Raw genomic sequence first — 19,471 nt, forward strand, 5'->3', positions numbered from 1 at the left:
TGTAAAACTGTAGTGCCTGCTAGGGAACACTACAGAGTCAGAGTCTATCGTTCAGGGATCCCTCCCTGCTGTGCCCATCCTGCGGCACCCTTAACCGCCCTCATAACACGGTTAAATTATGGTTGATGCGCTTTGAAAAACTCCCTCTTCTCGCGGCGCATCAGATTTTGGCAGATGCCGGAGATCCCTCTCCAAACCCAAATCCCTTTGGGTATTTGCATGCATCGGATCATCCTTGATCGATCAACATGTCGATTTCAATCAGCTCTCCGGAGCGAAGGGGGAGCTCACTAACTAATCCACTATGCTGGATGGATTGGTTAGGTGAAAAACCGATTCGAGATCTCTCTCGTTATCCCCATTCCGTCGGGGATGTATATAGGTATAGAACAAGATTTAAATTTTTGCGTAATAAAAAATGAAAAAAAGTTTAAAAAAATTCGATTTTTTAACAAAAACCCAGAGCAACATCTCTCTCAAACCCCTATGGATATTGGCTTTCAGGTAGATTTTAAAAAACTAAAAAAATTTGTCGTTTTTTTCTAAAAATGATGGCCATCGCAAATCTAAGACTAACTAGTGGAATAAAAAACGAAAAAAATTACGCACATTTTCAAATCCTCTGCTAAACCTTAATGAGGTGTCCACGGAGGGATAGTTATTGTGAATTCATTTGAATCAGCCATATACAGCATTACGACATTAGCCAAGCTTAGACATAAAGCTTGTGATACAGAGCAGTTGCGCCATCAATGGCAAACATCCAAATCCACACTGACAGAAACGGATTTCATAAGAGCGCTAAACTCACTTAACCTAAAAGCAGGGATAAGAAACTGTAAAATCAGTGACTTACACAATGAATTTATGCCCGTTGCAGCACCTATGTCCGATGGGCAATACCTCACCCTTCTTCGCGTTAATCAAAATGGACAGGATTGGTTCTGCTTAGTCATCAAGCCCGGCGAGACCACACCCAGAAAACTCAATTTGGCAGAGTTTGATCAGCTCTGGGATAACAGAATTATTTTCATTAAAGAGCGAGAAACCCTAGGTTCTGATCGCCGATTTGATCTGAAATGGTTTATCCCTTACCTGATTAAACACAAAGGGATTTTTACCGAAGTCATCATAATTTCTGTATTCCTTCAGCTATTTGCCCTAGCCACGCCCTTTTTCTTTCAAATCGTTATGGACAAAGTGCTGGTGCATAGAGGCTTCACTACGCTGGATATTCTGGCCATCGGATTTGCTGCACTGCTGATGTTTGAATTGGTGATGGGCATCGTTCGCAACTACCTGATGGTTCATACCACCAGCAGAATTGACGTGGAGCTTGGCGCTAAGCTTTTTAACCATGTCATGCGCTTACCTGCAGCCTATTTCGATTCACGCCAAGTAGGGCATACCGTGGCGAGAATCAAAGAGCTAGACACACTAAGGGAGTTCATCACTGGGGGTGCATTGACCCTGATGATTGATCTTAGCTTTCTTCTGCTCTTCATCGCTGTGCTTTGGATGTTTAGCCCTACGCTCACGTGGATCGTTCTTGGGTCACTTCCGTGCTACTTGCTGTTATCTATACTCATCACACCCACTTTGCGCCATCGCTTAAATGAGAGTTTCAAACGCAGTGCCGAAAACCAAGCGTTTCTGGTTGAATCGATCACGGGCATCGATACCGTTAAATCAATGGCGCTTGAGCCAAAGATGCAGCAACGCTGGGAAAAGCAGATTGCCCAAGCGACCAGCATCGGCTTCAAAGCTAAAAACCTCGGTAATATCGCGACTCAAATTGCTCAGTTTATTAGCAAGTTCACCACGGTGTTAATTATCTGGTTTGGTGCCCTTCTGGTCATGGACAATCAGTTAACCATCGGTGAATTGATCGCATTTAATATGATCGCGGGTCGAGTCAGTGCACCCATTTTGAAACTGGTTCAACTCTGGCAAGACGTCCAACAAGCGGGTATATCCTTGAAACGTCTCGGCGATATACTCAATACGCCCTCTGAGTCTGACGCTCAGACAAGCCAAGCGTCTCTCCCTAGCTTGCAAGGCTCCATTGCCTTTCAACACGTCAGTTTTCGCTACAGTCTGAATAGCCCCACGGTTCTGAATAGGATCAACCTTGAGATCAACGCCGGAGAATCGATCGGTATTGTCGGCGCTTCAGGCTCTGGCAAAAGCACACTGACCAAGCTGATTCAACGGACTTACCTACCCAACTTAGGAAAGGTGCTCATTGATGGTGTTGATTTAGCACAGGTCAACACTGATTGGCTTAGATCCAATATCAGCGTCGTTCCACAAGAGAGCTTTTTATTCAATAAAAGTGTGCGCGACAACATTGCGATACGCACACCCGGTGAATCGCTAGAAACCATTGTCAAAGCCGCCAAACTGGCCGGTGCGCACGAGTTTATCACTGAGCTTCCAGCTGCTTATGACACCTTGGCGGGTGAGCGTGGCAGCAACCTCTCAGGGGGGCAGCGCCAGCGAATCGCGATAGCGAGAGCCCTGATCAGCAATCCAAAAATTCTGATTTTTGACGAAGCAACGAGCGCGCTCGATTACATTTCAGAAGAGAAAATCCGTCAGCAGATGCACTTGATCTGCAAAGGGCGCACCGTCATCACCGTCGCTCACCGCCTCAACACAGTAAGACACTGCGATCGAATTCTTGTACTTGATCAAGGCGAGTTAGCTGAGTCTGGCACCCATCAAGAGCTGATGACATTAAACGGCCGCTACGCCGAAATGATTCGTCTTCAATCGGCCGATCAACCATCAGAATTTAAGGAGGCCATCGCATGAGGCTGACATCAAAAGAGCTGCACGATTTTTTACCTGGTGCGCTACTGATTCAAGAGCGACCACCCAAGAAATGGCCGAGGGTAACTGCCTACTTAATCGCCCTGCTGATGATGTCAGGGCTCACCTGGGCGTCTATTGGTGAGGTCGACATTGTGGCAAGGGCATCTGGAAAAGTCATTCCAACTGGACAAACAAAACGAGTTCAATCGTCTATCACAGGGAAAATCGATGCCATCCACATCACCAATGGTGATGAGGTTCAAGCCGGTGAAACCCTCATTGAACTGGATGCCACGGAACCCTTTAATCAACTCCAACAGAGGCTGGAGCAATATGAGTTTAAGCAACACGAGATAGAACGCACCCGGCACTTTGCTGAGTATTTAGAGAAAGGCAACGTCAAGTATCTGTCATCCTCTAACCCTCAACAGGCGCTTTTCTCAGAACAGATAGAGAGTTATACCCGAAAAATTGAACAGTTAAACGCGCAACTGCGCAGCTCAGAATTGAGTCATTCACAGGCTAAAACGCAACTCGATTCAATGTCACAGCTCTACTCAATTGTAGAGGCAGAGACAGAAGCGATTGAGTCATTGGTTAAAAACGGCGCTGCATCAAACAGCGCCCTTCTTACCCAACGCCAACGGCTTATTGAAGTGGAAGCTAGCGTAAGGGCGTTACAACTGGACGTAGCTTCAACCTTGAGCCAGGCCGTTTCAATTCAAAAGCAGATCCAAGCATTTAAAGCAGAGAGCAAAGCGCAGACGTTGAACGAGCTGCTTCGACTGCAAGAGGCAGCCAGAGTTCTTAACGGCGATATCACCCAATTAGAGTGGTTTATTGAGCAGCATAACATTCGCGCACCGATTGACGGGATAGTCAGTGATCTCAACGCATTTACAGTTGGCGCTATCGCTACCAGCGCTGAGACCCTAATGAATCTTGTGCCACTGAATCAATCATTAAGAGTCGAAGCCTGGTTGCAAAACAGCGATGTAGGTTTTGTACAAACAGGCCAACGCGCCGAAATTAAAGTGGATGCATTCTCGTTCACAAAATACGGCGTAATCGATGCTGAGATCGTTCACCTTGGCGCCGATGCACAACAAAATGAACAAGGCGTTTTACTCTTTCCTGCAGAACTTAAACTCTTCTCAGAAACCTTAGAAATCGACGGCAATTCCCACCCCCTGCAACCCGGGATGAGCGTCAGCGCGGAATTAAAAACAGGCAAAAGGAGGATCATCGAGTATCTACTTTCACCGTTACTAAGAATGAAAACTGACTCAATTGAGGAGCGTTAAATGGAAAATGAAGAAGAACATGATGTGTTTAAGGAAGAACCGGTCACTCTTAAACAAATACTATTTGGAAAACTAATCTTCTTTGGGACTCTAACTATTTTCATGTTGTTTATCCCAAAAAATGAATATTTCCAATACTTCGGTTACACAGTAATCATAGCAATCATTACAGCTCTAGTTTCACGAATGAAACTGGTTTCTATGAGTACTACACATTATCTATTACTGGGTCTAACAGGATACGGAATTGCCCTATGGATCCTCGCAATCACTCAAGCATTTAATAAATAAAAGGATATAAAGATGACGACTATCGCCAAGGAAGGTTTTGTTGACGCACTTTCACTAACCGTAAGCACCCATACCTATGAACGAAACGTGGGTATATTCAGTTCTAAAGAATCTACAACACTAGAAAAATTATCAGCTTTTGCTGCTATTACTGCAGCTGCAATTGACGCTACTACAGACAGCAAATCTCCATTGGGCATGACTTTAGGGCGTATGTTTGGAACCGTTGCTTTTACCACAGCCCTTGCTGAGGTCCTTGAGGATTTTGATCAAGGTGAATTCGAACTTGGAAATGCAATCGCACTAGTTGGCACAGCCGCCTCACTGGTACCCGGTCCTCATACTGCCGCTCTAGTGCCATTGATGGCGCTCTATCCGCTTGCCGATGACTTTGGCGAGTATCTCGCTGAAAAGGGAACATTAGATCCGATCTTCGACCTGCTTTTGCATCAGCCTGATGTGGAACTCACCTGGAACGATTGGGAGTTTGCAGCGAACGATCAATATGTTGAGGCACCCAGTTTCGCCAATGCAGAGTCGATCACCTCACCACTCGTTTTAGATCTGGACGGAGACGGAGTCGAAACTATTGGTATTGATCAAGGTGTCTATTTCGACCACGCTGGCGATGGTTTTGCTGAAAAAACTGGATGGGTATCACCTGATGATGGCGTGTTGGCCATCGACCTGAATAATAATGGCAAAATCGATGACGGAACGGAGCTGTTTGGTAATAACACCCAGCTATCTAACGGAGACAAGGCCGCCAATGGGTTTGAGGCTCTAAAAGAGTACGACTCTAATTCCGATGGGGTGATCGATGAGTTTGATCGAGATTTCCAAGCGCTTAAAGTCTGGCAAGACCTCAATTTAGATGGACAAACTCAAGAGTTTGAACTGAAAACTCTAGAAGAGCTCGGAATCACATCGATCAACCTGGACTACTCTGAAGATTCACAGCAACAACAAGGCAACCACTTCATTCAAACGAGCTCGTTTGCAAATACAAATAGCCCTTCCAATGAGCTGGTCGATGTCTGGTTTCAAACTGATGAAACGCAATCCATCTATCAGGATTCCACTCAAACAGCTGATGACCTAATCAACTACCCTGATATTAAGGGCTGGGGTTATGTGGCCAACCTACAACAGGTAATGGCACACAATACAGAGCTCAAATCGATGGTTGACCAGTTCATTCAAGAGTCCGACCCTGCTGCACGATCTGCGTTGGTTAATGAGATCATCTACCAGTGGACGGGGGTAGCCGACGTCGACCCCTACAGTCGCGACCCAAGCCGCATTTATGGGCACGTCATGGATGCTCGACAGCTTGAGGCGTTAGAAGAGTTAACGGCTAAAGACTATGTTGGCACCTGGTGCTGGGGTGAACATGACCCAAACCCACATGGCCGCGCGGCACCGGTTCTGATCGCACAATTCAAAGCATTTAGCGACTATGTCGAAGGGCAGCTCAACGCCCAAACCCACTATGCTGAGGCTTTTGATTTGATTGGGGTTAAATTTGATTCAAGCACTGGTCAATTTGCTCCAGATACGGAGAATTTCGAAGCCCATCTGCAAAGCCTTATCGATCAAAACGATCTGTCACAAGCCAACTTACTCTTCAAAACAGTGCAGCAGCTATCGAGCCTGTCACCGGCTTATGACGTTGTAATAGATGATCTGAAAGAGCACCCCACTCTTGCCCCATGGCTTATTGATTCACAGATTACAGGTACAGATGCTTCTGAGACCCTGACGGGCTCAAATGCTGATGATCTCATTACGGGTGGTTTAGGCGATGACCGACTTTTTGGCGGCGTGGGTAATGATATTTACCACTACAGCATTGGAGACGGCTCTGATCAAATCTATGACAGCCAAGGGGACGATGTGCTTCTGTTTGGCGAGGGTATTTCGGCCGATAACCTTCTATTTGAGCGAGGCATCAGTCACATCGATATTCATCTGCTGAATGAAGATGGCGCAAAAAGTGGTGCGGCCATTCGGTTAGAAAACGTATTCGACTTTGATGGCAGTCTTCAGGAGGGCGCCATTGAAACCCTACGTTTTTATGATGGCAAAGCTCTTAATCTATCAGAAGTGATCACTCACTTTTCGACGAAAGGCGGCAACAGCGACGATTATTTATTCGGTTCCGATCTGGCGGATACACTTCAAGGCAATCAAGGTAATGACACAGTTTACGGTGGTTCCGGGGATGATCTTTACCTATTTACTCAAGGGGATGGGCAAGACACCTACATTGAACATTCCGGCAGAGACACAATTCGCATCGTTGGAATAGAGCAATCTGATCAGCTAACTCTTCGACGCATTGGAACTTCTGGAGAGGATCTACTGATCCAATTCTCAGACCAAAACGGTCAATTGACGGGAGATCAGATCACCATCAAACAGGTCTATGACAAAGGTATTATCACACCCAATCTGATTGAAACAATTGAACTAGTGAATGCGGAGGGGGTTTCAACACAACTATCTACTTTTGAGCTTAACAGCCTCTACCAATCACTCGACTCCAATAGGCTCTATGGACTTGAGGGGGATGATAGGTTGCAGGGAGCCGATGCCAATGAATACCTAGAGGGCGCCGGTGGTGACGACCATTTAATAGGTAACCGTGGAGATGATCACTTATCTGGAGGTGAAGGAGGTGACCTGTTAGTAGGTGGTGAAGGGGCTGACGTTTTGCAAGGAGGTAAAGGCAAAGACACCTACCTCTTTAGCCGAGGTCACGGTCAAGATGTGATCAACAACCGCGACCGTGACTCCATCGATAGGGTGTTGTTTGATTCCACTATTAGCAAAAAGCAAGTTGATATCAGCCGGATCAACGATGATCTCTTAATCGAAACAGGGCAGCCGGGGGATCTAATTACCGTCAAATCCTTCTTTAATGGCGATCTTATATCACTCGACACCATCAAATTGATTGAGTTCAGTAACGGTGAACAGATGAATCTATCGGACATTGCCCAGCAGACGCTTGCGACCAGCAACGGCGATGATCATATCCAAGGCTTAGCCTCTGCTGATGTCATCAGTGGTCATGGTGGTGACGATACTATATCCGGAGGTGGCGGTGATGATCTTATCCACGGAGATCAGAACAACGATCTCATCTATGGCGATTCCGGCGATGACGAACTCTTTGGTGATCAGGGAGAAGATCGTCTGCATGGCGGTAGCGGTTCGGACCACCTGTTTGGCGGCAACGAGTCGGATCAACTTTATGGTGGATCCGGAAACGATAAGCTATCAGGCGACAACGGCAGGGATCATCTCTTTGGGGGCAGTGGCCAAGACAGGCTTATGGGCGGCAATGGCGATGACCAGTTAACCGGCGGTAAAGGGGATGACCTGCTGGAGGGCGGAAAAGGCGATGATACTTACATTATTCGAGCGAATGATGGATCTGACCAAATAGTGGATAGCAGTGGGAGTGATACGATTGTATTGGAAGGCATCAATTGGGAGCGTCTTCAGTTGGAGATGCTTAATGATTCGCTACTGATAAAAGACCGTGATTCCAGCACCGAGGTGACTATTCAATCGGCTAATAAAGATGGCATTGAGAGGATAGAAACTGAAGATGGCTGGGCTGACATGGCTGATATCTACGCCATCATTCATGCAATTGCCCAGTTTGATGCACTCGATGAAGAGGAGGTGACTCTGGAGGATAGAAACACTCTCAACAACGTCTTAGCAACTGCCTGGCATAGTGAGTGATATTGATACTCGATAAGGGGGTCAGACCGAAAGGTCAGCCCCCTTAAGTTACCCCTGAGATGAATTCCATTTAGATAAAGTGATACAATTGTATCACTTAAAACTCAGGGGTTATCTATGAAAACAGAGTTAGTAACCAACCTTAAAAGGCACGCGACTAAAATTCTTAGTGAGTTGCACGTCAACAAGGAGCCTATCTTGATTACAGAACATGGACAGCCTTCGGCCTACCTAGTAGACGTAGAAGATTACGAGTACATGCAAAACCGATTGGCTTTGCTTGAAGCGATTGCGCTTGGTGAAAAAGACGTTGCTGAAGGCAAAGTTCATACTCAAGCTGAAGTAGAAGCCAAGTTGGACAAATGGCTAAGCTAATCTGGACAGAAAAAGCGATCGATGACCTTTCAGAATTAGCAGAGTATGTTGCTATTAGTGACAGAGCCGCAGCAAAGCAGTTAGTGCAGAGAATACTGTCTAGCGTCAGGCGACTGGAACAACATCCTGAATCAGGTCGCCGCTTACCTGAGCTTCCATTACAAAACTACAGGGAAGTGATCACTCCACCCTCACGCATCGTCTACAGAATCGAGAAAGAAAATGTCTTCGTAATTAGGGTGATACGACAAGAACGCGATTTAAGGCGGTTAATGCTAGGGCTTAACACTCATAACCGATAAGTCATTCAAATAAAATCGCGGCCTTAATAAGACCGCTCCAACTTATCGAGTAGCTTCTGCGCGTGCAGCAGCGGCGCCAGCTGCATCCCCTGCCTGTTCGCGAATCAATGCCAGTTCACGCCAGAGTTTGCGCTGATAATCGGGAAGTCCCGTTGCAACGGCAACACCTCTTAGCGCAACCTGCTCTGCCTGAATCAGATTCAACTGGCGGCGTTTAATAGACGCTAAATGCAAATAGACCTGAGGATCGCGCGGTGAGATACGCAGTGCGCGCTCAACTTGGGATTCAGCAGCTGCCAGATCCCCTCTGTCTGCGGCTTGTTTTGCTTCAGCGAGCAACGATACTGTTGCTGAGTTGGAGCTTTCATCAATCGCGAGCGGCTCAGAGGGAGCAATTTGAGCGGGTTGTTGTGAAGGTTGAGTTGGTGCGAAGTTCGGCACATCGTAGATAGGTGCAACATTCACATCACCACGTGGTTCCACCGGAACAACCGCACCCGGGGCAACCTTTGCATTGCGAGGCGACACATCGCGCTCCTCTACCGGAGTGAGGTAAGGGCTTGGACCCGCACAACCGACCAGCAAGGTCAGCACAGCTGTAATGGATAAAGATTGGTACAGATTCATGAACCGGCTCGATGTTCTCAAGTTTAAGACGCACTAAGAATAATCAGTTGATTGCAGAAAATCTAATTAAACCAACCTTTGAACCAGTCTAATGGCGATTTAATCGCCTCCCCAGGTTTGCGTTTGCCACCACAGCTGACTCGCTGTACAGGCTCTGTGCCCTGAATGTAGGGAACTGAACGAGCCCCATCACACTGCTGATCGGTTTGAACATTTTGCGCCGCATCGACCCAAACATACTCAACCTCTCTAGGTTTCAAAGCTAAATAGGGTTCGGGCTGCTCTCTCTTCATCAGATCCGTCCACACCTTTAATGCGCCACCTGACCCAGTAAAGGGTAAGGTCGCATTGTCATCCCTACCCACCCAAACAACGGCTAAACGGCTGCCGGTAAATCCAGCAAACCAACTATCTCTCTGCTGATCGGATGTCCCTGTTTTACCCGCCACATTTAAGTTGCTGGGCAGCGTTCTGTAGAGGGATCTAGCCGTACCCTCACGAGCCACCGATTGCATAGCATAGTGAATCAGGTGAACCTGTTTAGGATCCACGACTTGATTGAGCTTAAAGGGGTAGCGAGAGAGCTCTTGCCCATAAGCGTCGGTGACTCGACGAATGGCGCGAAGCGGCATTCTAAACCCATTCGCGGCCAGCGTTTGATAGACCTGTGCCACTTCAATAGGGGCCAAGTTAAGCGCTCCCAATAGCAGTGATGGGTAGGGTTTGATCTCTGAATCAACACCTAGACGCTTCAGCATATCGATGACCGAATCGACTCCTATATCCAAGCCTAGGCGTGCAGAAGAGAGATTGTAAGAGCGTGAAATCGCTTCGTATAGAGGCACCATACCCTTCTCTTTGCCGTCAAAGTTCTCAGGTGACCAGACAGACCCATCCGGCTGCTGCATCTGAAAGGCGCTGTCTTCGATAAGAGTCGTGAGTGTGTACCCCTTCTCTAACGCGGCCAAGAAGGTCGCCGGTTTAACTAGGGAGCCAATCGGACGGCGAGCATCTAAGGCCCGGTTAAACCCAGCAAATCGGGCATTACGTCCACCAATGACCGCCAACAGCTCACCGGTTTGCGGATCGGTGACTACCGTTGCGCCCTGCAGAGGCTGTGCTTTTTTGCCATACTGTTTTTCTAACAACGCGATACGTTCACTTAACGCAGAAGCCGCATTCTGCTGCACTAAAGGATCCAGTGCTGTAAAAATACGAATCCCCTCAGAATTCAAATCCTCTTCGCGATACTCCTGTCGAAGCTGACGTTTAACCACATCGAGGTAGGCTGGGTAAGCCCCTTTTAAACGGGTGCCTCGTTTAATGACATCAAGCGGTTGTTGTATCGCACGTTGATACTGATTGGAGCTGATCATCGCTTGATCCAACAGCAGTTTCAGTACCAGATCACGGCGTTTTAGAGCTCTCTCTGGGTGACGCCGAGGATCATAATAAGAAGGCCCTTTAACCAACCCAGCTAGCAATGCAATGTGATGCAGCTCGAGTTCAGCGGCGGGACGGCCGAAGTAGAAGAGGCTACCTTGACCAAAACCGTGGATCGCACGCGCGCCATCCTGTCCCAGATAAACCTCATTAAGATAGGCCTCAAGAATCTCATCTTTCTCGTAGTGAAGATCCAACAGAACCGCCATCGGCAGTTCAAGCAATTTACGCGAGAGGGTTCTCTCAGAGGTCAGGTAGAAGTTCTTGATCAACTGCTGAGTGAGGGTACTCCCCCCCTGAACAAATCGACCCGCACGAAGATTGACCCACATCGCACGGGCAATGCCTTTCAAAGAGATGCCGAAATGATCGTAAAAGGCCCGATCTTCAACGGCAACTAGGGCCTGGGGCAGTAGACTGGGCACATCTTGAATACGCACCAGTTCACGATCTTCATTATCACCGGGGTAGATCCCCCCTATCAGCACTGGCTCTAAACGCGCCAGCGTCATGGAGCGATTATTAGCATCCATCAGGCGGGCTATCTGGCCTTGCTGAAAGCTAAGGGTGACGCGTTTTGATCGTTCAGCGCCCTCAGGAAAATCAAAGCCACGAGTGTAGATGTCGGCTCGATTGGCACTGACTCGCGCTGTGCCAGGGCGATTGACCTGATTACCAATACTGTAACCCAGCGCTTTTAGTTCAAGCTGCAAAGCAGCAGAGTCCAAGCGTTGGCCTGGGTAGAGTTCTAATGGGCGTGCATAGACCTTAGCCGGCAACGACCAGCGTTTGCCTTCAAACTTTTCACGCACCTGCGCATCGAGGTAGACCAGACCCACCGCAGCAACAACCGTGGCGACTAAACCCAATTTAAAAAGAAACCAAAACAGCGATTTAGCCCAACTGCGGCTCGATTTTGCTTTGGTTTGCTTAGATTGATGTCTCTTTTTTGTCATCTTCTCAGTATAATCTTCGACCCGCTGGTGCGTATTTCGTTAGGCCAGCTTATGTTTAGTAAGGGCAGTTTAGTCGAACTATGGAATCCACGCTGGTAAACAATCTACTCAATCCAGCTTGCTACCCGCATGAGGTGAGCGAGTTTGAAGTGATTGAGACGCACATCGCGTGGCTTATCAGAACCGGCGAGTTCGTCTACAAAATCAAAAAGCCGGTCAACTTTGGATTTTTAGATTTTACTACACTTGAGAAGCGAAAGTACTTTTGTGAGGAGGAACTTCGCCTCAATCAACGTCTTTCTGAAAATACCTATATTGAAGTTGTGGCTATCGGCGGTACTGAGAGCGATCCAGTGATTGGAGCGACAGGTGGGCCGATCGAATACGCCGTCAAAATGCGTGAGTTTGCTTCAGGGCTTCTGCTGTCCGAGCTACTAAACGTCTACAAATTCGACCCCAACTGGATCGATAAACTGGCTGATAAAATTGCTGACTTCCATCAGCGCGCACCCATTGTTGCCCCCGGAAGTCCATGGGGCGAACCCGACAGTATTGCCGCCATTTCCGAAGATAACTACAGGGACATCGATCGTTCGCTTATTCCCGAAGAGGATGCCAAAGAGCTCGACCGTCTTTGGCAGCACATTAAAGATCGTTACCAACTGCTTGAACCCTTAATGCGTCGTCGCAAGCTCGATGGCTCGATTCGTGAGTGTCACGGTGATCTTCACCTGGGCAACATCACCTTAGATGGTGATTCACTCCTCGTGTTTGACTGCATTGAGTTCAACCTAGAGTTCCGTTGGATCGATAAGATGTCGGACCTTGGCTTCCTGTTGATGGACCTAGAGGCTAGCGGCCACCCTCGTTGGGCGAACCGTTGTCTTAACCGCTATATGGAGATCACCGGCGATTACGAAGGGTTAATTCTACTGCCCTACTACAAAGCGCACCGCGCGATGGTACGAGCGAAAGTCGCCATGTTAGGCGAGAAACCCAATCTTGCTGAGTTCCAACACTACCTTAAACTGACCGCCGAATACGCGGCTGCGCCACTACCGATGTTGGTGATGATGCAGGGGATTAGCGGCTCCGGTAAATCACATATCTCTAGCAAATTAGCCGAGCTGATCTCCGGTGTTCGTGTACGATCAAGTGCTGAGCGTAAAAAGATCTATCGCAAAGCGTCTCGCGAAGGTGAAAGCCTTGAGATGTACGGTGCAGACATGAATATGCGCACTTTCCTAGAGATGAAGCGCGTCTCTGGCATTCTGTTAGAAGCGGGCCAGACTCTGATTCTGGATGCCGCATACATTCGCCAACGTTCACGTCGACAGTTTCTGCAACTGGCCGAAGAGCTGGGCTGCCCAGCACGAATCATCGCTTGCGAACCCCCAGAGAAAGTCATCGAGGCGCGCCTGGCTAAACGATCTGAAGAGCGTGAAGACCCAACGGATGCCACCATTGAAGTGATGCAAGCGCAGAAACGCGTCGCTGAGCCATTAAGTGAAGAGGAAGAGAAGATCGCCCTTCACATCGATACCAGCGAAGAGAATGCGCACCTTAAGATCATTCAATACTTGATTGATCAGAAGCTACTGCCAAAGACGGTAAACTGCGGGTAACCCTCCTCAGTGGGATCTGCGATCTCGACATCCACCTCAAACAGCTGAGTTAAGTGAGCAGTTGTCAAAATGGAATGATCACCCTCCGCAACTGAACCTTGCGTGCCAAGTAGGTAAAAACAGTCCCCCATTCGTGAAGCTAAACTCGCCTCTTGCAGGGTCACTACAACCGCATAGCCCTCCTCTTTAAACGATCTAAGTAGCTCCCCTGCCCGACGTTTAAACTCGGCATCCATTGCAGTGCAAGGCTCTTCAATTAACATTAGGCTGGGCTCATTGGGGCGACTCACCAAATCACAGGCCAGCTGCACACGCTGTCTCTCGCCTCTCGAGAGCGTTTTAAAGGGGCGCTGCAATATTGATTCGAGTAACAACTGAGTTTTTACCCTTTCACTGCGCGATTCGAATAAGGCTTCACCAGCACCCGAAGAGTGACCGGCCTGCAGAAGCAGAGACGAAACATTCATATCAGGATCAAGATTAAACTTTGAGAGAGCCTGACTTAACTCAGGAAAATGGCTAAACAGATCCACGTCGTAGGCCTGCAAGATGACACTGACTCTGTGACGTTCAAAGGGATGATCAGGCATACCGTTTCTCTCTATAAAGCATTAAAATTTGAAAAAATTTTAGGTGAAACCCATGATTCTGTGCAGTGTATCGGATTTAGTCGACGGTGAAAGCCGTGGTTTTGAACGGGAGGGCCTATCCCTTTTTGTTGTAAAACAGGGCGACCAACTCTCAATTTTCAAAAACAGCTGCCCCCATCGCGGAATTCGCCTAGAGTGGCAACCAGACACTTTCTTGGATGTCGAAAAGCAGTTCATCCAATGCGCCACGCATGGCGCACTTTTCACGATAAACGAGGGTGAATGCATTGCGGGCCCCTGCCCAGGTGAACGGTTAGAGGCGATCCCCTTTGAAATCATCGACGGGAATATTAGGTTAACGATTTAACCTCTAGTGTCGCTGACAAACTGTTCAATTCGGTTAAGCGCCTCATCGATATTGGCCAAAGAGGTGGTGTAAGCGAAGCGAACAAATTTGTGCGCCTGATACTCACCAAAATCGGCACCAGGCGTCGCGACCACGCCCGCCCTCTCTAGTAACTCCCAGCACCAACTAAAGCTGTCATCACACAAGTCTGAAGCATCGGCATAGATATAAAAAGCACCCGCTGGCGTTCTAGGGACTTTAAAACCAATTCGCTTGAGCCCTTCTAACAGGCGATCACGTCGCTGCTGCAACTCCTCTCTTCGCAACTCGAACAGTTCAATCGCATCAGGTTCGAATGCTCTGAGCGCAGCATACTGAGACAAGGTCGTGGGAGAAATGTAGAGATTTTGTGCCATCTTCTCCATTTCAGCCACCGCTGATGCATCCGCTACCAACCAACCCAAGCGCCAGCCCGTCATGCCGAAATATTTTGAAAACGAGTTGATCACGATGCAGTTTGTATAGATGCTAAAGGCACTGGGAGTCTCTGCACCGTAGGTTAGGCCGTGGTAGATCTCATCAACAACCAAGGTGCCACCTAAACGAGAGACCGTTGCTGCAATATTGGCAAGCTCTTGTGGATCGATGACCGCTCCGGTTGGGTTAGCTGGCGAGGCAATAAGAACGCCTGCAGTCTGTTCATCCCAATGCTGCTCAACCAATTCAGCGGTTAATTGGTAGTTCTGTTCATGATCCACGGGAATAGAGACCGCTTGGGCCTCCACTATGCGCAAAAATTGACGATTACAGGGGTAGCCTGGATCGGCCATCAATATCTTTTGATCACGATTGGCTAACAGGGCAAAGGTCAATTGCAGTGCAGCTGAAGCACCTGCTGTGACTAACACATTGTCTGCGGCGATCTTCTGCCCGTAACGCTGTTGGTGAAAGGCTGCAATTTTTTCACGAAGACCCGAAATACCTGCTGCCGGTGTGTAGGTCATAGGGGTAGTGTCCAGCAGACGTTTTGCCTCCTCGATCACCTGGGGTGCCGCACCAAAATCGGGTTCGCCCGCCCCTAAATGGATGATAGAGCGCCCCTGATCGGCTAACGCATGAGCGTGTTTAAGCAGATCCATCACTTTAAAGGATTCAATTAACTGCGAACGCTGACTCCAACTCTTAGACATATCACCTCCCGATCGAATCGACACAGTATACTTGTTACACCAACAGAGACTAGCCATCTTTATACTGTTCTGGTAACTTCGCTGACTTACTAAAAAACGGACTCTCTCGATCCAACGTATTACCCAATAATCGAGAGCAATAATACAATCACAGGGTACGAGGCAGACACTATGCCAAGCAGTAATACTGAATCTTTTACTCACATTGCGCCATACGACATCAAAGACTCAGAAGAGTACATGAACGATGCGCAGAAGGATCACTTCCGACTTATTCTTAAAGAGTGGAAGCGCGAACTGATGGAAGAGGTCGATATGACCATCAACCACCTTAAGGAAGAGGCTAGCAACTTTGCTGACCCTGCCGATCGTGCCAGCCAGGAAGAGGAGTTCAGCCTTGAACTTCGCACACGAGATCGTGAGCGCAAGCTGATTCGCAAGATCGATAAAGCACTCGAGTCAATCGATGAAGACGATTTCGGCTATTGTGAAGCCTGCGGTGTAGAGATCGGTATTCGCCGACTCGAAGCTCGACCAACGGCAACTCTCTGTATCGACTGCAAGACGCTTGCAGAGATAAAAGAAAAGCAGACAGGCAAATAATAGAAGCGCGGTTTGTACCGCGCTTTTTTATGTCCTTTATATTCATACAATGAACTACATTGGTCGATTCGCCCCCTCTCCAACAGGCCCTCTTCACGAAGGCTCACTGCTAACCGCGCTGGCCAGTTACCTAGAAGCTAAAAAGCATCATGGACTTTGGCTAGTCCGAATAGAGGATCTTGATCAACCACGCTGTCAGCAGGCGCATGAAAAGGCGATTCTTGAAGCGCTAGAAGCCTACGGTCTCCATTGGGATAAAACGGTCATGCGTCAAACTGACCGAATCGATCGCTACACTGATCTCTTTCAGTCGCTCATCGCTCAAGGGCAGGCATATCGCTGTGGTTGTAGCCGAACGGACTTAAAGAGTCGGCACGCCTTACCGCATTACGATCGGTACTGTTTGCTGCACCCTGCCAATAAAGAGCCAACCGCAGTCCGATTTAAAGTGGAGCAATGTTCAGGGTTTGATGACCTCCTTCAAGGCTCTCAGCCGACTCCTTCAGAAGGGGTTGGTGATTTCATTCTCTACCGTCGTGATGGCATTGTTGCTTATCAGCTTGCAGTCGTACTGGATGACTATGAACAGGGAGTGACTGACATTGTTAGAGGGTCAGATCTGCTTGATGAAACGCATAAACAGCGAGCACTGCAGCTCACACAGGACTACCCTCTGCTGAAATATGCTCATTTGCCGTTGGTGTTAGCCGCTGATGGACAAAAACTATCGAAACAGACCTTTGCGTGCGCCTTGCCAACAGAACCATTGGAAATCATTAAACAACTTAAAAAGGCGATGGTTAGGCTTGGGCAGATTGATGAAAAGTGCGATATACCGAGCGATGTAGAGACTTTTATTCAGTTCGCACTAGACGTTTGGGATATACAAAAAGTTCCAAAAGTTATTAAAAACAGCTAGTTATTTAGACTTTGGTATGAAGTGTTAAATTTTTTTCACTTTAGGGTTGAATAGAGCTAATGGATTACCTATAGTCGCTCCACAACAACAAGAAAGGACGGCGCAATACTTAGCTCAAATAAAAATAACAAGAGCAAAAGGTGCCGACGAAATACCTGCTCCGAATAAAAATAAAAATGGAGCATTACTCGATCGTGAGGACTGTCACCGCAAGGGACAATAAAAATAACACCAAATTATTGGTGGCAGCCTCACGCTCGAACCCCCAAACGCAAATCCTACCCCTCTAAAATTCATTTTATATAAGACATTTTCAGACCGGTTATTAATTCTTACTAACTACTGGTAGACTAGCGCCTTTGTATTTTGACTCGAACTGTTTTTAAATGACTTCTCAAATTGTTCTGTTCCTTTTGGGCATTGCCGCGATTGCTGGCCTCTATTTTGCGCTTCGTACTAAAGCGGCACCGATCACTGAAGCCAATATTGAAAACACCCAAGCGGATGATCTAGTCACAGCCATTTTGCCGGAAGGTGAACGTCGCGTTGTTCCCGAGTCGATCCATAACATTCCTCGCCACGCTCTGGATGACAATGCCATGCGTGTCGTCTACCGTTTGCTTGATAACGGCTACGATGGCTATCTAGTCGGTGGCTGTGTACGCGATCTTCTGGTCGGCAAAAACCCTAAAGATTTTGACGTTGCTACCTCCGCAACCCCTGAGCAAGCAGAACCCCTATTTAACCGTGCTCGACTTATTGGTCGCCGCTTCAAGATCGTCCACGTCCGTTTTGGTCGAGAGATCATCGAAGTCACCACTTTCCGTGCCGGACACGACAGCGTTTCAACCTCTAAGGATCAATCACGACAGGCCGCCTCTGGCATGCTGCTGCGTGATAATGTCTACGGCACGATCGAAGAGGATGCAAAGCGCCGCGACTTCTCGATTAACGCGCTCTACTACAACGTTGAAGACAACTCCGTTTATGACTTTGCCAACGGCTACCCAGATCTTCTTGAAAAACGCATTCGCATCATCGGCGATGCAGAAGAGCGCTACCGAGAAGACCCTGTTCGTATGCTGCGCGCCGCTCGCTTTGCTGCAAAACTGAGCTTTGATATCGACCCCGACACCGCCCAACCGATTCATAAACTGGGTGGCTTGATCAGCAAAGTCGCTCCTGCTCGCATGTTTGATGAAGTACTTAAGCTATTACAAACCGGCTACGGCGAAGCCTGCCTTCGCCAACTGCTCCGTTTTGATCTATTTAAGTACCTTCTACCGGCCACTGATCGCATGTTAGGTAGCGATGAGTACCCAGTCGAGCAGCTCGTTAACAATGCGTTACGCAATACTGATCGCCGTCTTGCTCAGGATAAGAGCGTCAACCCCGCTTTTCTATTTGCAGCGATGCTTTGGTACCCGCTGGTGGATCGCATGCGTGATCTTGAAGGACATAAAGACCTACCGCCTCTACAGCGACTTCACGAGGCCGCTAATCAGATCCTAGGTGAACAGGTCCGAGCGACTGCCATTCCAAGACGTTTCTCCACGACGATTCGTGAAATCTGGGAGATGCAGCACCGTCTAATGCGCCGCGATCGTGCCGATCAACTAATGGAGCACCCTCGCTTCCGTGCTGGCTACGATCTATTAGTGTTGCGTGAAGAGAGTGGTGAAGATCTTAACGGAATCAGTGGTTGGTGGACCGAATACCAGAACAGCCAACCCAATGCTCGTCCTCAGATACCCGCTGAAGAGCGCCGCAAACGCTCTCGCCGTCGCCGTCCTAATCGTAAGCCAAAAGAGCAGTCATAAGATGATTCGCGCCTATATTGGATTGGGCAGCAATTTAGAGAATCCTCTACAGCAGGTGGCTGACGCTCTGCGAGAACTTCAGGCGATTCCCAACTCTAAGCTAGTAGAGCACTCCAGACTCTATCGCTCCGACCCAGTGGGTCCTCCTGGACAACCCGACTACATCAATGCGGCTGCTTGCCTCGAGACAAGCTTAGAAGCTGAACAACTGTTGGATGAACTGCAAGCGATAGAGCAGTCCCATGATCGTGTTCGAGTGCAACACTGGGGGCCGAGAACCTTAGATCTGGATATTTTACTCTTTGGTGATCAAGTCATTAACACTGAGCGACTTACTGTACCCCACGCTTTTATGCGTGAGAGAAGCTTTGTCCTCTACCCTCTCGCTGAGATTGAACCCAATTTAGTGCTACCAAATGGTGATCACCTAAGCGAAATTTTGCTGGAATGTCCTATGGGCACACTGGAACCAATCGCACTATAATAGTGCGCATCTTATCGAAT

General features: G+C 48.1%; 16 protein-coding genes. 12 read left to right on the forward strand and 4 right to left on the reverse strand.

The genetic code is table 11. The annotated features are described in order from the left end of the window. Positions 1-663: 663 nt before the first annotated feature. From XMA152_RS05295 to XMA152_RS05320, 6 genes are all read left to right on the forward strand, one after another. The gene (locus XMA152_RS05295) at positions 664-2,817 is read left to right on the forward strand and encodes a type I secretion system permease/ATPase (RefSeq protein WP_371813281.1); all 2,154 of its coding nucleotides are present in this window, start codon (positions 664-666) and stop codon (positions 2,815-2,817) included. Further along, the gene (locus XMA152_RS05300; protein ID WP_173482958.1) at positions 2,814-4,121 is read left to right on the forward strand and encodes an HlyD family type I secretion periplasmic adaptor subunit; all 1,308 of its coding nucleotides are present in this window, start codon (positions 2,814-2,816) and stop codon (positions 4,119-4,121) included. The genes XMA152_RS05295 and XMA152_RS05300 overlap by 4 nt, the downstream gene beginning before the upstream one ends. Further along, positions 4,122-4,412, forward strand: coding sequence for a hypothetical protein (locus tag XMA152_RS05305; RefSeq protein ID WP_173480266.1), 291 nt, complete (start codon positions 4,122-4,124; stop codon positions 4,410-4,412). A gap of 12 nt (positions 4,413-4,424) precedes the next feature. Then, positions 4,425-8,171: a calcium-binding protein gene (locus XMA152_RS05310; protein WP_173482959.1), complete on the forward strand. Its 3,747-nt coding sequence runs from the start codon at positions 4,425-4,427 to the stop codon at positions 8,169-8,171. 117 nt (positions 8,172-8,288) lie between these two features. After that, on the forward strand, positions 8,289-8,546 hold the full coding sequence (locus XMA152_RS05315) for a type II toxin-antitoxin system Phd/YefM family antitoxin (protein ID WP_173480264.1): 258 nt from the start codon (positions 8,289-8,291) through the stop codon (positions 8,544-8,546). Further along, positions 8,534-8,848 (forward strand): type II toxin-antitoxin system RelE/ParE family toxin, encoded by a 315-nt coding sequence (locus XMA152_RS05320; protein WP_173480263.1) that lies wholly within the window; start codon positions 8,534-8,536, stop codon positions 8,846-8,848. Before XMA152_RS05315 ends, XMA152_RS05320 begins: the two co-directional genes overlap by 13 nt. Positions 8,849-8,890: 42 nt before the next feature. On the opposite strand, the gene XMA152_RS05325 is transcribed toward XMA152_RS05320, so the two are convergent. Both XMA152_RS05325 and mrcB read right to left on the reverse strand, forming a co-directional pair. Beyond that, a complete protein-coding gene (locus XMA152_RS05325) occupies positions 8,891-9,475 on the reverse strand; it encodes a type IV pilus biogenesis/stability protein PilW (protein ID WP_173482960.1) in 585 nt (194 codons plus the stop codon). Positions 9,476-9,537: 62 nt separating this feature from the next. Beyond that, positions 9,538-11,874 carry a penicillin-binding protein 1B gene (mrcB, locus tag XMA152_RS05330; RefSeq protein ID WP_173482961.1) on the reverse strand — a complete coding sequence of 779 codons (2,337 nt, stop codon included), beginning with the start codon at positions 11,872-11,874 and terminating at the stop codon, positions 9,538-9,540. Positions 11,875-11,954: 80 nt separating this feature from the next. On the opposite strand from mrcB, the gene XMA152_RS05335 reads away from it, so the two are divergent. Continuing rightward, a complete protein-coding gene (locus tag XMA152_RS05335; RefSeq protein ID WP_173482962.1) occupies positions 11,955-13,499 on the forward strand; it encodes a bifunctional aminoglycoside phosphotransferase/ATP-binding protein in 1,545 nt (514 codons plus the stop codon). Here XMA152_RS05335 and XMA152_RS05340 read toward each other — a convergent pair. Beyond that, the gene (locus XMA152_RS05340) at positions 13,463-14,089 is read right to left on the reverse strand and encodes a hypothetical protein (protein ID WP_173482963.1); all 627 of its coding nucleotides are present in this window, start codon (positions 14,087-14,089) and stop codon (positions 13,463-13,465) included. The genes XMA152_RS05335 and XMA152_RS05340 overlap by 37 nt on opposite strands. Before the next feature lie 52 nt (positions 14,090-14,141). Here XMA152_RS05340 and XMA152_RS05345 point away from each other — a divergent pair, with 52 nt between their 5' ends. After that, the gene (locus XMA152_RS05345; protein ID WP_173480258.1) at positions 14,142-14,456 is read left to right on the forward strand and encodes a Rieske 2Fe-2S domain-containing protein; all 315 of its coding nucleotides are present in this window, start codon (positions 14,142-14,144) and stop codon (positions 14,454-14,456) included. Here XMA152_RS05345 and XMA152_RS05350 read toward each other — a convergent pair. Next, a complete protein-coding gene (locus XMA152_RS05350; protein ID WP_173482964.1) occupies positions 14,453-15,625 on the reverse strand; it encodes an aminotransferase class I/II-fold pyridoxal phosphate-dependent enzyme in 1,173 nt (390 codons plus the stop codon). The two genes, XMA152_RS05345 and XMA152_RS05350, sit on opposite strands and share 4 nt — an antisense overlap. 171 nt (positions 15,626-15,796) lie before the next feature. Here XMA152_RS05350 and dksA point away from each other — a divergent pair, with 171 nt between their 5' ends. The 4 genes from dksA to folK all read left to right on the forward strand — a co-directional run bounded on the left by dksA (position 15,797) and on the right by folK (position 19,451). Further along, positions 15,797-16,228: an RNA polymerase-binding protein DksA gene (dksA, locus tag XMA152_RS05355; protein ID WP_173480256.1), complete on the forward strand. Its 432-nt coding sequence runs from the start codon at positions 15,797-15,799 to the stop codon at positions 16,226-16,228. 49 nt (positions 16,229-16,277) lie between these two features. Further along, a complete protein-coding gene (gene gluQRS, locus XMA152_RS05360) occupies positions 16,278-17,147 on the forward strand; it encodes a tRNA glutamyl-Q(34) synthetase GluQRS (protein WP_173480255.1) in 870 nt (289 codons plus the stop codon). A gap of 386 nt (positions 17,148-17,533) precedes the next feature. Continuing rightward, positions 17,534-18,967, forward strand: a complete 1,434-nt coding sequence (gene pcnB / locus XMA152_RS05365; protein WP_173482965.1) for a polynucleotide adenylyltransferase PcnB — start codon at positions 17,534-17,536, stop codon at positions 18,965-18,967. Between the two features lies 1 nt (position 18,968). Beyond that, positions 18,969-19,451, forward strand: coding sequence for a 2-amino-4-hydroxy-6-hydroxymethyldihydropteridine diphosphokinase (folK, locus tag XMA152_RS05370; RefSeq protein ID WP_173482966.1), 483 nt, complete (start codon positions 18,969-18,971; stop codon positions 19,449-19,451). Positions 19,452-19,471 lie beyond the last annotated feature (20 nt).

The organism is Marinobacterium sp. xm-a-152 (assembly GCF_013282965.1).
Taxonomy (GTDB): domain Bacteria; phylum Pseudomonadota; class Gammaproteobacteria; order Pseudomonadales; family Balneatricaceae; genus Marinobacterium_E.